The sequence below is a fragment of the Curtobacterium sp. BH-2-1-1 genome (assembly GCF_001806325.1).
GTDB lineage: Bacteria > Actinomycetota > Actinomycetes > Actinomycetales > Microbacteriaceae > Curtobacterium.
In genome coordinates this window covers 3,431,165-3,444,408 of the sequence record NZ_CP017580.1, presented here as the reverse complement: position 1 = coordinate 3,444,408, position 13,244 = coordinate 3,431,165, and the positions used below count along the sequence as shown (strand labels likewise).

The window sequence follows — 13,244 nt, the reverse complement described above, 5'->3', positions numbered from 1 at the left end:
CACCGACAACCGCCACGGCGAGGGGATCAGTCGGCGAGGGCGTTCCGCACGTAGCCGACGAGGGCGTTCGCGTGCCCGTGTCCGATGCCGTGCTCGGTCTTGAGCCAGGCGACGACCTCCATGTGCTTCTGGCCGTCGAGCCGGTCCGCGACGAGGTCCAGCCACTCCTGCACCGGACGCCCGTAGGTCTTCTCGATGCTCGGGAAGTACGACGCCGGCCCCTTCGGCTTGCTGCCGTCGGCCAGGGGCTCCGGTGCGGTCACGCGGTGTGCGGTCATGGGGGTCACGATAGCCGCCGTCCCGCGTCACAGAGCGTCATCCGATCCCCGCGTGTGACGCCGGGTTCCCTCCCGTGCCGATGTGTTTCGCGCGGCGTTGTCGCGCCTCGGCGCACCTCCTACGGTCGCGACATGACCCAGACCACCGACACGGAGCGCCCGACCGGAAGCCCCGCCGGAACTCCGACCGGAAGCACGGCCGGAAGCCCGACCGACGCGACCATCGACGCCGCCGGCCGCGCAGCGCTCGACCGCCCCGTCGTCCCGCTGCGCCACCCGCTGCGGTGGATCGCCGCGGCGGTCGTCCTCGTGGTCCTCCTGAACTTCGTCGAGACGCTCTTCACCAACGAGCAGTGGGGCTGGCCGGCGGTCAGCAGGTGGCTGTTCAGCCCGGCGATCCTGACCGGCCTGCAGCTCACCCTCGTCGCGACGGCACTGAGCGCGGTGATCAGCTTCGCCGGCGGCATCGTCGTGGCGATCGGCCGGCTCTCGCGCAACCCGGTGCTGTCCGGGCTCGCGTGGGGCTACGTGTGGCTGTTCCGTTCGGTGCCGCTCATCCTGGTGCTCGTCTTCCTCTACAACCTCGGGTCGCTGTACCCGACCATCGGCATCGGCGTCCCGTTCGGACCGCAGTTCGAGGTCCCGACCGCGAACGTCCTCGGCGACCTGGCGATCGGCGTCATCGGGCTGAGCCTCAGCGAGATCGCCTACGCGTCGGAGATCGTCCGCGCCGGTGTGCTCGCCGTCGACCACGGCCAGCACGAGGCCGCGCAGGCCCTCGGGCTCCCCCGCCGCCGCCAGTTCGTGCGGGTGATCCTGCCGCAGGCGCTCCGCTCGATCGTGCCGGCCTTCGTGAACCAGATCGTCGGTCTGCTCAAGGCGTCCTCGCTGCTGTTCTACGTCTCGCTCCTCGACCTGTTCGGCGTGGTCCAGAACCTGTCGAGCACGTACCCGACGGACATCATCCCGCTGCTCGTCGTGGCGACGATCTGGTACCTCGCGCTCACGAGTGCGGTGTCGATCGTCCAGTACTACGTCGAGCGCTGGACGGCCCGCGGCTCCGTCCGCGCGCTCCCGCCGACGCCGTTCCAGCGGCTCCGGTCCGCGGTGCGCCGCGGTTCCTGGCGCGGCCAGAACGACGGGAAGGCCATCTGATGAGCGCCACCATCGGCATCCACGGCGCCGTGAAGGCCTTCGGCGAGAACGTGGTCATCGACGGCGTCGACCTGTCGCTGCCGTCCGGGAGCGTCACCGTGATCCTCGGCCCGTCCGGGTCCGGCAAGTCCACGCTGCTGCGGGCGATCAACCACCTCGAACCCCTCGACCGCGGTGTCGTCACCGTCGGCGGCGAGACCATCGGCGTCCGGGTGCGGACCGGCCGCGACGGGGTCCCGCGCTACAAGGAGCTGCCCGAGCGCCTGATCCTGCGGCAGCGCTCGCGGATCGGGTTCGTGTTCCAGCACTTCAACCTGTTCCCGCACCTCACCGCGCTCGAGAACGTGGCCGAGGGACCGATCGCCTCCGGGGTCCCCGCCGCCACCGCGAGGGCCCGGGCCCAGACGCTGCTCGAACGCGTCGGCCTGGGCGACCGCGGTGCCACCCGCCCGCGCCAGCTCTCCGGCGGGCAGCAGCAGCGCGTGGCGATCGCCCGGGCGCTGGCGCTCGAGCCCTCGGTGGTCCTGCTGGACGAACCGACCTCGGCCCTCGACCCCGAACTGGTCGGCGAGGTGCTCGGCGTGATCACGGACCTCGCCGAGTCCGGCACGACGCTCGTCATCGTCACGCACGAGGTCGCCTTCGCCCGCGAGGTCGCCGACCACGTCGTCTTCCTCGACCACGGCCGCATCGTCGAGCAGGGCCCGCCCGCGCAGCTCATCGACGACCCGCAGCACCCCCGCACGCGCGACTTCCTGTCCCGCGTCCGCTGAACTCCCCACCCGTTCCGACCCGACCCCTGGAGAACCATGTCCCCGATCACCCCCTCCCGCTGGCGGCACCGCGCCGGCGCCCTCGTCCTCGCCACCGGCGTCGTCGTCGCCCTCGCCGGCTGCGCCGCGAACGCCAGCGCCGGCACCGGCTCGGACGACGGCACCGTCACGATCGGCGCCGCGTCGAACGGCGCCGCGACCGAGACGAAGGTCTCCGTGCAGGAGGACTCGAAGCTCCACGACGAGCTCCCCGCCGACGTCAAGCAGTCCGGCAAGCTCGTCATCGGCATCGGGGCCCTGCCTTCCGGGTACCCGCCCCTCGCCTTCACCGGCGACGACCAGAAGACGCTGACCGGCTCCGAGCCCGACCTCGGCCGTCTCGTCGCGGCGAAGCTCGGCCTCGAGCCCCAGGTGAAGAACGCCACGTGGGACAACCTGTTCGTCGGCATCGACGGCGGGTCGGTCGACGTCGGCCTGTCGAACATCACCGTGACGGAGCAGCGCAAGGAGAAGTACGACTTCGCCTCGTACCGCCAGGACAACCTCGCGCTGCAGGTGAAGGAGGGCAGCTCCCTGCGGTTCGACGGTGATCCGTCCGTGCTCGCCGGCAAGACGATCGCCACCGACTCCGGCACGAACCAGGAGAAGATCCTGCTCGGGTGGAAGGCCGACCTCGCGAAGCAGGGCAAGACCATCACGGTGAAGTACTACCCGGACGCGAACGCGAAGCTCCTCGCCGTGCAGTCCGGCAAGGTCGACGGCTACCTCGGCCCGAACCCGACGATCGCCTACCAGAAGAAGCAGAACGCGGGGACGGCGAAGGCGACGACGACCGCGGGCACGTACTCGGGTGCCGGCGCCGACCTGCAGGGGCTCATCGCGGCGACGACGAAGAAGGGCGACGGGCTCGCGAAGCCGGTCCAGGAGGCCATCAACGAGCTCATCGACGACGGCACGTACGCCAAGTGGCTCACGGCCTACAACCTGTCGAACGAGGCCGTGAAGCGGTCCGAGCTCAACCCGGAGGGCCTGCCGCTCGACGCCAGCTGACCCTCACGCGCGGGACGCGCGCACACGACGGACGGGAGGCGCGGTGCCAGCTGGCACCGCGCCTCCCGTCCGTCGTCCGGCCACGTCTCAGACCGCGGCCGGCACCGCCTGCTCGGCACGCCGCGCCCACTCGGCCGCGAGCAGCTCGTAGGAGCGCACCCGTGCGTCGTGGTCGTGCGTGATCGTCGTGACGAGGAGCTCGTCCGCCCCGGTGGCGCGGCGCAGCGTCTCGAGCTGGTCCGCGACCGTGCCGGCATCGCCGACGAACCGCGTGGCGATGCGGTCCGCGACCGATGCCGCCGCAGCGTCGTCCAACGGGTGCTCCCGGGCCCACTCGGGCGTCGGGTACTCGATCGCCCCGACACCGGAGCGGATGGAGTGCACCCACTGGCCGTAGCCGAGGGCGAGTCCGGACGCCTCGTCGGTGTCCCGGCCGACGACGACGTCCGCCGACACGATGACGTGCGGCGCGTCGAGCACGCCGGGGCGGAACGCGTCGCGGTACGCCTCGACCGACGCCAGGACCGTGCCCGGCGACGTGTGGTAGTTCGCGCCGTAGGGCAGGCCGAGCGCGCCGGCGGCCCGTGCGCTCGCACCCCCGGTGGAGCCGTGGATCCAGAGCTCGACGGGGGTGCCGGCGGCGGGTGGCGCCTCGACGACCGCGCCGTCGTGCGACCAGGTCCCGTCGAACAGCGCCCGGATCAGCTCGAGTTCGCCCTCGAACCGGTCGACGTCGCCCGGCACGCGACCGAGCAGCTCGCCCTGCAGCGCGAACCGGCTGCGCGGGGCGATCCGGAAGTCGAACGGTGCCGGGATGAGCAGCCCGTCGACGACCTCGTCCTCGTGCGGGGCGAGCGACGGCGGCTTCGGGGCACCGGGTGCGGGGGCACCGGACCGGCCGAGACCGAGGTCGATCCGCGGCCCGTACAACGCGGCGAGCGTGCCGAAGGTCTCGGCGATCTGCAGTCCGCGGACGTTGCCGACCAGCGTCGCCGCGCTGCCGACGCGGATCGTCGAGGTCGCGGCGGCCACGGCCCCGATCACGATGTTCGGTGCGCTGCCGGCGACACCCGGGTTGAGGTGGTGCTCGGCGAGCCAGTACCGGGCGTACCCGGCACGCTCGGCGTGCTGCGCGAGGTCGATCGTGCGGTGCAGCGCCTGCGCGGCGGTGGACCCGGCGCTGACCGGGACGAGGTCGAGGACGGACAAGGGGACGGCGGTCATGCTGCGTCCGTCCAGGCGCCGGTGAGCTGGTCGAGGCGGGTGTCCGCGCCGAACGCGATGCCGTGCACGTCCTTCGTGGTGGCGATGATGCTGGTGAGCTCGTGCACGGGGACGAAGTCCACCTGCGACGCGATCCGTTCCTGGATCGCCGCGAACGTGGCCGCACGCTCGGTGGCGGACGACTGCGAGAGCTCCTTCGTGAACAGGGCGTCGAGCGTGCCGTCGGCGGCGCCGATCGACTGGGCGCCGTCGCTCGAGAACTTCGAGCGGAGGACGTCGCCGTCGGCGCGGGAGCTGTTGTCCCACGCCAGGTCCCAGTCCCCGCTCGTGGTGTTGGCGAGGTACTGCGGGACTGTGCCGCTCTCGAGGGTCAGGCCGACGCCGACCTTCCGCAGCTCCTGCTGGATGAGTTCGAGCGAGGTCTGGTTCGGTCCGAAGTTCGTGATCCAGATGAGCTTGAGCCGCAGCTCCTGGCCGTCCTTCGCGCGGATGCCGTCGGAGCCGGTCTTCCACCCGGCCTCGTCGAGCGCCTGCTCGGCCGCGGCCGGGTCGTACGAGATCGCCGAGGAGGTGTCGGTGTACCCGGGGGTGGTCGAGCCGAGCACCGACGTCGCGACCTCGAACAGGTCGTTCAGGGACGTGTCCCGGACGGTCTTCGGGTCGACGGCCTGCGCGATCGCCCTGCGGACGACGAGGTCGGACACGAGCGGGCGCTTCTGGTTGAACGTGAGCCCGAACACCTGCCCGGGGTTGGCGCGGGTCACGAGCTCGTACTGCGACTTGAGCGTGTCGACGTCGCTCGGCTGCACGCTGCTGATCGCGTCGAGCTGGCCGGACTGCAGGCTGCCGGTGCGGACGCTCGCCTCCGGGACGACCTGGAACGTCACCTTCGACAGGTGCGCCGCGCCGGTGTTCGACCGCGCGGCCGGGCCCCAGTCGTAGTCCTTGCGCTTCGTCAGGACGGTGGAGGTGTTCTTCGTGTACGACGACAGCGTGAACGGCCCCGTCCCGATGACGGCCGTGCCGTCGGCCCGGTCGTCGAACGGCGTCTCGGTGGTCTTCGGCGCGACGATGCCGAGCGCGACCGACGCGGTGGCGTTCGGGAACGCGGCGTTCGGCGTCGTGAAGTCGACCTCGACGGTGTCGTCGTCGACGACCTTCGTCTCCCGGTACCCCGAGAAGTACGCGGCGGCGGTGCTGGACGCCCCGGCCTTCGCGATGTCGTCGAAGGTGTCCTTCACGGCGGTGGCGTCGAAGGCCGACCCGTCGGAGAACGTCACACCGGAGCGCAGGTCGAACGTGAACGCGGTCGCGTCGGCGTTCGCCGAGTACTTCGTCGCCAGCCAGGGCTTCAGCGAGCCGTCCGACGGGTCCTGCCAGAGCAGCGAGTCGACGAGCTGCCGGGTGATGGCGAGGGTGTCGTTACCGGCGCCGGTCCCGGTCGGGTTGAGCGTGATCGGGTCGTTGGCGATCGCGTAGGTCAGCGAGCCGCCGTCGACGGGCTTCGACGAGGACGACGACGCGGTGCCGCCCGACGAGCAGCCGGCCATCACCAGGGCCGCCGCGGTGCCGGCCGCGATCGCGACCACCAGACGGATCGGGGTGCGGTGGATGGTCATGAGACTCCTTCGGAAGGGGTGAGGGGTGCGACGCGCCGGGATCGTCCGGGGATCGCGTCGAGCAGGGCACGGGTGTACTCGTGCTGCGGGTGGTGGAGGACCTCGGCGACAGCGCCGTGCTCGACCACGCGCCCGCCCCGGAGGACGGACACCTCGTGGGCGATGCGGCGGACGACGGCGAGGTCGTGCGAGATGAACAGGTACGAGACGCCGAGCGTCTCCTGCAGCGACGCGAGCAAGTCGAGGATCTGCGTCTGGACGGACACGTCGAGCGCCGAGACCGGTTCGTCCAGGACGACGAACGACGGGTCGAGCGCGAGCGCCCGGGCGATGGCGACGCGCTGCCGCTGGCCGCCCGACAGCTCCGACGGCCGTCGCCCCGCCGTCGATGCCGGCAGTGCCACGAGGTCGAGCAGCTCCGCCGCACGGGCCGAACGCGACCGCCGGGTGCCGATCCCGAACGCCGCGAGCGGGTCGGCGATGATCGACCCGACCGACAGCCGCGGGTGCAGGGCCGCGTACGGGTTCTGCTGCACGATCTGCGCGCGGCGCCGGTACGCCCGCAGCGCCGCACCGCGGGCAGCGGTCACGTCGTCGCCGTCGAACCGGACGGTGCCCGCGTCGGCGCGCTCGAGACCGAGCACGAGGCGCGCCGTGGTCGACTTCCCGGACCCGGACTCCCCCACCAGCGCGAGGGTGCGGCCGCGCGGGACGGTCACGTCGACGCCGTCGACGGCGGCCACGCGGGCGAAGGACTTCCGCAGGCCCGTCGCGACGACGAGCGGGTCGTCACTGCCGGACGGGAGGCGCGGGTCGGCCCCCACGGACACGGTCACGTCGTCGAGACTGGGCGCCGCGGCGATGAGCGCGCGGGTGTACGCCTCGCGGGGAGCGCCGAGCACCTCGGCGGGGGTGCCCTGCTCGACGATCCGCCCCTCGGACATCACGACGATCCGGTCCGCCCGGTCCGCGGCGACCCCGAGGTCGTGCGTGATGAAGAGGACGCTCGTCCCCCGCTCGGCGACGAGTCGGTCGAGGTGGTCGAGGATCGTCCGCTGCACGGTGACGTCGAGGGCGCTCGTGGGCTCGTCGGCGACGAGGAGCTCCGGGTCGCCGATCAGTGCGATGGCGATGAGCACCCGCTGCCGCATGCCGCCGGAGAGTTCGTGCGGGTACTGCTCCGCGCGCAGTTCCGGACGGTCGATCCCGGCGCGACGGAGCTCCTCCACGGCGCGCTGGCGGGCGTCGGCCCCGGTCGCGATCCCGTGGATCTCGAGCACCTCGGCGACCTGCCGACCGATGCGCGTGACGGGATTGAGCGAGACGGTCGGGTCCTGCGGCACGAAGCCGATCCGGACGCCGCGGACACGACGGACCTCGGCGTCGGACGCGGTGACCAGGTCGAGGTCCGCGGAACCGGCGGCGGTCCCGGAGAGCCGCACCGTGCCTCCCGTCAGCTCGGCCGCTGCGGGCAGGAGCCGCAGGACCGCGTGCGCCGTCGTCGACTTGCCCGAACCGGACTCGCCGACGATGGCGACGCGCTCGCCGCGACCGACGTCGAGGGAGACGCCGTGCAGCGCCGTCCGCGCGTGCCGGCCGTGGCCGTACGCGACCGTGAGGTCGCGGATGCTGAGGAGGCTCATCGGACGGCCCGCCGTTCGGTGTCGAGTGCCCGGGCGACGCGGTTGCCGGCGAGGACCGTGACCGCGATGACGAGACCGGGGATGGTCGTCAGCCACCACGAGGTGGCGATGAAGTCGCGGCCGGTCGAGACGAGCGAGCCCCACTCCGGTGCCGGCGGCTGGGCGCCGTAGCCGAGGAAGCTCAGGCTGGAGACGGCGAGGATCGCGGTGCCGAACTCGAGCGCAGCGAGGACGAGTACGGGGCCGGCCGCGTTCGGCAGCACGTGCACGAGCAGCACCCGCCACCAGCGGTTCCCGTTCGCCGTGGCCGCCTCGACGTACGGGGCGGTGCGGACCCGGACGACCTCGGAGCGCATGATCCGGGCGATGGTGGCGATGCTCGCGACGCCGACCGCCACCGCGACGTTCACGGTGCCGAAGCCCAGGACGGTCACGATCGTCAGCGACAGCAGCAGGCTCGGGATGGCGAGCAGGACGTCCGCGACGCGCATGAGCACGGTGTCGACCACCCCGCCGACGAACCCGGCGAGGAGCCCGACCACCGAGCCGCCGACGAGCCCGATGAGGATCGCGAGGATCGCCGCCTGCAGGGTGAGCGCCGTGCCGTGCACGACGCGGGCGTAGAAGTCGCGGCCGAGCTGGTCGGTGCCGAACCAGTGTGCGGCGTCGGGCGCGGTGAGCTTCACGGCGGGTTCCGCGGCGAGCGGGTCGAGGTGGGTCAGGGCGCCGGGGAGCAGCGCGGCGAGGACGACCAGGGCGAGCCAGAGCACGGCGAGCGTGAGGGTCGGCCGGGCGACGACGCCTCGGAGTGCGGTCGCGCCGCCGGGGACGCGGTCGGAGACGAGCGACGCGGGACGGCCGATCGCGAGCTGCGTGGTCTCGGTCATGCGGGGACTCCCTGGGGTGTCGGGGCGGTGGGGGCCGTGGTGGCGCCGGGACCCGCCGCGTAGCCCGTGCCGCCGCCCGGTGTCGGGCCGTCCTGCCCCCGGAGCTTCCGGCGGCTCCCGGCCAGGACGACACGCGGGTCGAGGAGCGGGTACACGAGGTCGACGACGAGGTTCGCGACGACGAAGATCGCCGCGGCGACGAGCACGATGCCCTGGACGACGGGGATGTCCTGCCCCTGCACGGCGGTCGCGGTGACGCGGCCGAGGCCCGGGCGGGAGAACACCGTCTCGGTGACGACGGTGCCGGAGAACAACTGTCCGACGATGAGGCCGGTCACGGTGAGGGCCGGCAGCGCGGCGTTCTTCAGCGCGTGCCGGAGCTGCGCCCGCCAGCGTCCGGCGCCCTTGGCGTACGCGGTGTCGACGTACGGCTCACGGAGCGTCGCGACCAGGGACTTCGACAGCAGCTGGGCGATCGTCGCGCCGGTCGGCAGCGCCAGGGTGATCGCGGGGAGGACGACCGACGACGGTCCCTCGCCGCCGAACGCCGGGAACACGTGCAGGCCGAACGAGAACCACTGCACGAGCAGCAGGGCGAACCAGAAGCCCGGGACGGCGACACCGACCGGCGGCAGCTGCAGCAGGAACTGCCCGAGGGCGCGGTTGCGGGTCCACGTGGCGAGGACTGCGAGCCCGCCGCCGAACACGATCGCGAGCAGCAGGCCGACGACGGCGATCTGCGCGGTGGGACCGACGGCCTCGCCGATGACCTCGGTGACGGGTCGTCCGACGCCGATCGAGCGGCCGAGGTCGCCCGTGAGCAGCGAACCGAGGTGCTGGAAGTACTGCACGAGCACGGGCTGGTCGAGTCCGTACTGGTGGCGGAGCGCGTCGAGCTGCGCCTGCGTCACGTCGGTGGCGTCCGGACCGAGCATGATCCGGGCGGGGTCGCTCGGCAGGACGTAGAGGACGAAGAAGGAGATCGTCCACGCCGCCCAGAGCACGAGCACCGCCTGCCCGATGCGCGAGAGCACGTACCGGGTCACGCCGCCACCACCGTCCGCGCTGGTGCCCAACCGAGGGCCGGCGCGACCCTCGACACGACGTCCGACACGATCTGCTCGTACTCGTCGCCGGCGAACTCGTACGGCAGCTCGACGCGGAACTCGTCGACCTCGGCGAGCGTGGCGTCCCGGACGAGCTGCTCGACGATCTGCTCGGCCGGTCCCACCAGGTCCGCCGAGAACAGCGTGCGCCGGGGACCCTGCGGTGCCCTCTGCCGGTCGAGGCGCGACTCGTACCAGGTCCGGTAGCGCTCGCGCGAGACGCGGTCGGCCGAGTCCGTCGGGACGACGCATCGTCCCCAGGCGACGCGGGGTGTCCGGCCGGACGGGAGCGCGGCGCGGTAGGCGGCGAGCTGGTTCCGCTGGGCGGTGCCGTAGTCGTCCGTGCCCTCGCCCGAGGTGAGGTTCCCGATGAGCAGGTTGAGCCCGGCGCTGCCCGCGAAGGCGGCCGACCGGAGCGATCCCCCGCCGTACCAGACCCGGTCGACGAGCCCCGGTGCGTACGGCTGCAGCCGCGGGCGCTGGACGTTGCCGGGGCTCTGGATGACGGTGTCGTCCCCGCCGAGGAAGTCCCCGCGCAGGTTGTCGACGAAGCGGGTGACCCGTCCGTAGCCGCGGTCGAAGGAGCGCCAGTCGCCGTCGAACACCAGGTCGCCGAGGATGTCCTCGTGCGGGGCGCTCGTCGACAGCCCGACCTGGACCCGCCCGTGCGACAGGACGTCGGCGAGCGAGAAGTCCTCGGCCAGGCGGAACGGGCTCTCCCACCCGATCGGCACGACGGCGACCCCGAGCTCGATCGCGCTCGTGCGCTGCGAGGCCGCGGCGAGGAACACCGCCGCCGACCCGATGCCGTGCTCGAGGTGACGGTGCCGGACCCAGGCGCCGTCGACGCCGAGCCGCTCCGCCGTGGCGAAGAGGTCGAGCGTTGCCTCGAGGCCGTCGACGGGTGCGTCGTCCGCGAAGTTCCCCGGCACGAGGATCGACAGGCTGCGCACCGTCACGCGAGCACCCCCCGGCGGTCCCGGATGGTCCCGGGCAGACCGAGCGTCTCGCGGAGCGTCGCGCCCTCGGTGTAGGACTCCCGGTAGACGCCGCGCTCCTGCAGCAGCGGGACGACCGTGTCGACGAACTCGTCGAGGCCGTACGGGTTGGTGTGCGGGACCACGACGAAGCCGTCCGTCGCACGTTCCTGGACGTAGCGGTCGATCTCGGCCGCGATGTGCGAGGGCGTCCCGACGAACCCGCCGCGCGTCGACACCGCGATGACGAGCTCACGGATGGACAGGTGCTCGGCCTCGGCGCGGTCGCGCCACGACCGCACGAGTGCCGGCACGTCGCGGGTGTGCCGTGCGCGGCCGCGGGTGATCGCGGCGCCCTCGAGGTCCGGCTCGACGTCGGGCAGCGGGCCGTCCACGTCGTACCCGGACAGGTCGCGGTTCCACACCTGCTCGAGGAACGCGATCGCCGTTGCCGGGCTGACCTGGGCACGCTGGATCGCCCGGGCCCGCTCGGCGGCGTCCGCGGCGGTGTCTCCGAGGACGAAGGTCGACGCGGGCAGGATGTGCAGCTCGTCCTTCGAGCGGCCGACGCGCTCGAGGCGCGCCGTGATGTCGTCGTAGTAGGACTTCGCGTCGTCGAACTCGGTGTGCAGCGAGAAGATCACCTCGGCGTGCGCCGCGGCGAGGTCGCGCCCCTCGTCGGAGTCGCCGGCCTGCACGACCACCGGGTGCCCCTGCGGGCTCCGGGGCACCGGGAACGTCCCGGTCACGTCGAACTGCGGCCCGTGGTGGTCGACGTCGCGGATCCGGGAGCGGTCGGCGAACACGGCCGAGGCCACGACGGCGTCGGACTCCCACGAGTCCCAGAGCTCGCGGGACAGCTCGATGAACTCCGCCGCCCGCGTGTACCGGTCGGCGTGGTCCAGGAACCCGCCACGACGGAAGTTCGCGCCGTGGAACGCGTCCGAGCTGGTCACGACGTTCCAGCCGGCGCGTCCGTCGGTGAGGTGGTCGAGCGTCGCGAGCTGCTTCGCGAGCTCGAGCGGCTCGTTGAACGTGGTCTGCAGCGTGCCGACGAGCCCGATGTGGTCGGTGACCCCGGCGAGGGCGGCGAGGACCGCGAGCGTGTTCGGGCGCCCGACGACGTCGAGGTCGTGGATGCGGCCCTTCTGCTCGCGGAGCCGCAGGCCCTCGGCGAGGAACAGGTAGTCGAACAGCCCGCGCTCGGCGTTCCGGGCGAAGTGCTCGAACGACGAGAACGCGATCTGGCTCTCGGCCCGGTCGTCGCTCCAGATCGTGGTGTTGTTGACGCCCGGGAAGTGGGCGGCGAGGTGGACCTGACGCTTGGCGCTCATGCTGAGACCTCCACGGGGGCGGATGCGGACGCGTACCGGCTGACCGCCGGGGCGATGCCGAGCCGCGTGCGCAGGTCGGCGGTGGGACGCGAGGCCACGTCGGCTCGGAGGCCGGCCGTGACGAGCGCGGGGACGAGCTCGCGGGCGATCGCCGTGGAGTCGAGCGGGATGCGCAGCGGGCGGAGTCGGACACCGGCGAACCCGAGGTCCCGCAGGTCCCCGATGAGCGTCACGAGCTCGGGCACGGTCGTCGCCAGCACGGACGTGTCGGACGTCGACGCGTACGGGGCACCGGCAGCCGTGTCGAGCGAGGCCAGCGCGTCGGCGGCGGCGGCCGACGACGACCCGATGAGCACCGCGAGGTCGGCGAGGACCGGACGACGGACGTCCGAGCCGGCCGCCTGCTCGAGGTGACGGACCTCGTCCAACAGGTCCCGCGCCTCCCGTCCCTCGTAGCCGGGCGTCACCAGCACGACGTCCGCAGCGTCCACCGCGAACGCGGCCGCGTCGGCGCGGTGCGCCAGCGAGAAGACCGGCGGACGGCCCTGCGGCGACCGCGGCACGATCGACGCGCCGTGGACCGAGACGAAGGCCCCCGCGAACGCGGCGTTGTGGATGCGGTCGCGGTCGATGAACCGGCCGGTGGCCACGTCACGGATGATCGCGTCGTCGTCCCAGCTGTCCCAGAGTCGCGAGACGACCTCGGCGACCTCGCGCGCCTCGTCGAAGAGGGTCGCCGCCTCGTCGCCGCCGGGACGGCGCCCGAAGAGCGCTGCTTCGCGGGGCGTCGGACTCACCTGGATCCGCCACCCGGCTCGCCCCTGCGAGACGTGGTCGAGGGTCTGGAGGCCCGTGGCGACGTGGAACGGTTCGGTGTGCGTCACCGAGACGGTCGGTACCAGACCGAGCGCGCGGGTCGCGGGGGCGACCGCGTTCGCGACGAGGAGGGCGTCGAGGCGGCCGACGACCGTGCTCGTGTCGAGGTCGCCCGCCGCGTCCACCGGACCGGCGGTGAAGGAGTCCTCGATCGTGACGGCGTCGACGCCGAGGCGGTCCTGCTCCACGACGACGTCGCGCCAGTGCCGGAGGCTGGTGAGGCGCTGCGCCGCGGGGCCGGCGGTACGCCAGGCGGCGGGGTGCCAGCCGGCGCCCTGCAGGGCGGTGACGAGGGTGATGCGGTCGGGCATGGGGTGCGCTT

At 72.8% G+C, this 13,244-nt stretch carries 12 protein-coding genes; 3 read left to right on the top strand and 9 right to left on the bottom strand.

What is annotated here, in order from left to right; all coding sequences use genetic code 11:
• Positions 1-26: 26 nt before the first annotated feature.
• Positions 27-278, bottom strand: a complete 252-nt coding sequence (locus BJK06_RS16335; RefSeq protein WP_070418767.1) for a DUF4287 domain-containing protein — start codon at positions 276-278, stop codon at positions 27-29.
• Between the two features lie 132 nt (positions 279-410).
• On the opposite strand from BJK06_RS16335, the gene BJK06_RS16330 reads away from it, so the two are divergent.
• Genes BJK06_RS16330 through BJK06_RS16320 form a run of 3 tightly spaced genes read left to right on the top strand, consistent with a single transcriptional unit; the run spans position 411 to position 3,256 of the window.
• Entirely contained in the window at positions 411-1,433 is a 1,023-nt protein-coding gene (locus BJK06_RS16330; protein ID WP_070418766.1) for an amino acid ABC transporter permease, read from the top strand.
• Positions 1,433-2,206: an amino acid ABC transporter ATP-binding protein gene (locus tag BJK06_RS16325; protein ID WP_070418765.1), complete on the top strand. Its 774-nt coding sequence runs from the start codon at positions 1,433-1,435 to the stop codon at positions 2,204-2,206. Before BJK06_RS16330 ends, BJK06_RS16325 begins: the two co-directional genes overlap by 1 nt.
• 36 nt (positions 2,207-2,242) lie before the next feature.
• On the top strand, positions 2,243-3,256 hold the full coding sequence (locus tag BJK06_RS16320) for a transporter substrate-binding domain-containing protein (RefSeq protein ID WP_070418764.1): 1,014 nt from the start codon (positions 2,243-2,245) through the stop codon (positions 3,254-3,256).
• Positions 3,257-3,343: 87 nt separating this feature from the next.
• Here BJK06_RS16320 and BJK06_RS16315 read toward each other — a convergent pair whose 3' ends face one another.
• From BJK06_RS16315 to BJK06_RS16280, 8 genes are read right to left on the bottom strand one after another with little or no spacing between them, the layout of a single operon-like run.
• Positions 3,344-4,480 carry an LLM class flavin-dependent oxidoreductase gene (locus BJK06_RS16315; RefSeq protein WP_070418763.1) on the bottom strand — a complete coding sequence of 379 codons (1,137 nt, stop codon included), beginning with the start codon at positions 4,478-4,480 and terminating at the stop codon, positions 3,344-3,346.
• Entirely contained in the window at positions 4,477-6,099 is a 1,623-nt protein-coding gene (locus BJK06_RS16310; RefSeq protein ID WP_070418762.1) for an ABC transporter substrate-binding protein, read from the bottom strand. Before BJK06_RS16310 ends, BJK06_RS16315 begins: the two co-directional genes overlap by 4 nt.
• A complete protein-coding gene (locus BJK06_RS16305; RefSeq protein WP_070418761.1) occupies positions 6,096-7,742 on the bottom strand; it encodes an ABC transporter ATP-binding protein in 1,647 nt (548 codons plus the stop codon). The genes BJK06_RS16310 and BJK06_RS16305 overlap by 4 nt, the downstream gene beginning before the upstream one ends.
• Positions 7,739-8,629 carry an ABC transporter permease gene (locus tag BJK06_RS16300; protein WP_070418760.1) on the bottom strand — a complete coding sequence of 297 codons (891 nt, stop codon included), beginning with the start codon at positions 8,627-8,629 and terminating at the stop codon, positions 7,739-7,741. Before BJK06_RS16300 ends, BJK06_RS16305 begins: the two co-directional genes overlap by 4 nt.
• Positions 8,626-9,675 (bottom strand): ABC transporter permease, encoded by a 1,050-nt coding sequence (locus BJK06_RS16295; RefSeq protein ID WP_070419566.1) that lies wholly within the window; start codon positions 9,673-9,675, stop codon positions 8,626-8,628. Before BJK06_RS16295 ends, BJK06_RS16300 begins: the two co-directional genes overlap by 4 nt.
• Positions 9,672-10,694: an LLM class flavin-dependent oxidoreductase gene (locus BJK06_RS16290; protein ID WP_070418759.1), complete on the bottom strand. Its 1,023-nt coding sequence runs from the start codon at positions 10,692-10,694 to the stop codon at positions 9,672-9,674. The genes BJK06_RS16295 and BJK06_RS16290 overlap by 4 nt, the downstream gene beginning before the upstream one ends.
• The gene (locus tag BJK06_RS16285) at positions 10,691-12,046 is read right to left on the bottom strand and encodes an NtaA/DmoA family FMN-dependent monooxygenase (protein WP_070418758.1); all 1,356 of its coding nucleotides are present in this window, start codon (positions 12,044-12,046) and stop codon (positions 10,691-10,693) included. Before BJK06_RS16285 ends, BJK06_RS16290 begins: the two co-directional genes overlap by 4 nt.
• Positions 12,043-13,233 (bottom strand): LLM class flavin-dependent oxidoreductase, encoded by a 1,191-nt coding sequence (locus BJK06_RS16280; RefSeq protein WP_070418757.1) that lies wholly within the window; start codon positions 13,231-13,233, stop codon positions 12,043-12,045. The genes BJK06_RS16285 and BJK06_RS16280 overlap by 4 nt, the downstream gene beginning before the upstream one ends.
• Between the last annotated feature and the right edge of the window lie 11 nt (positions 13,234-13,244).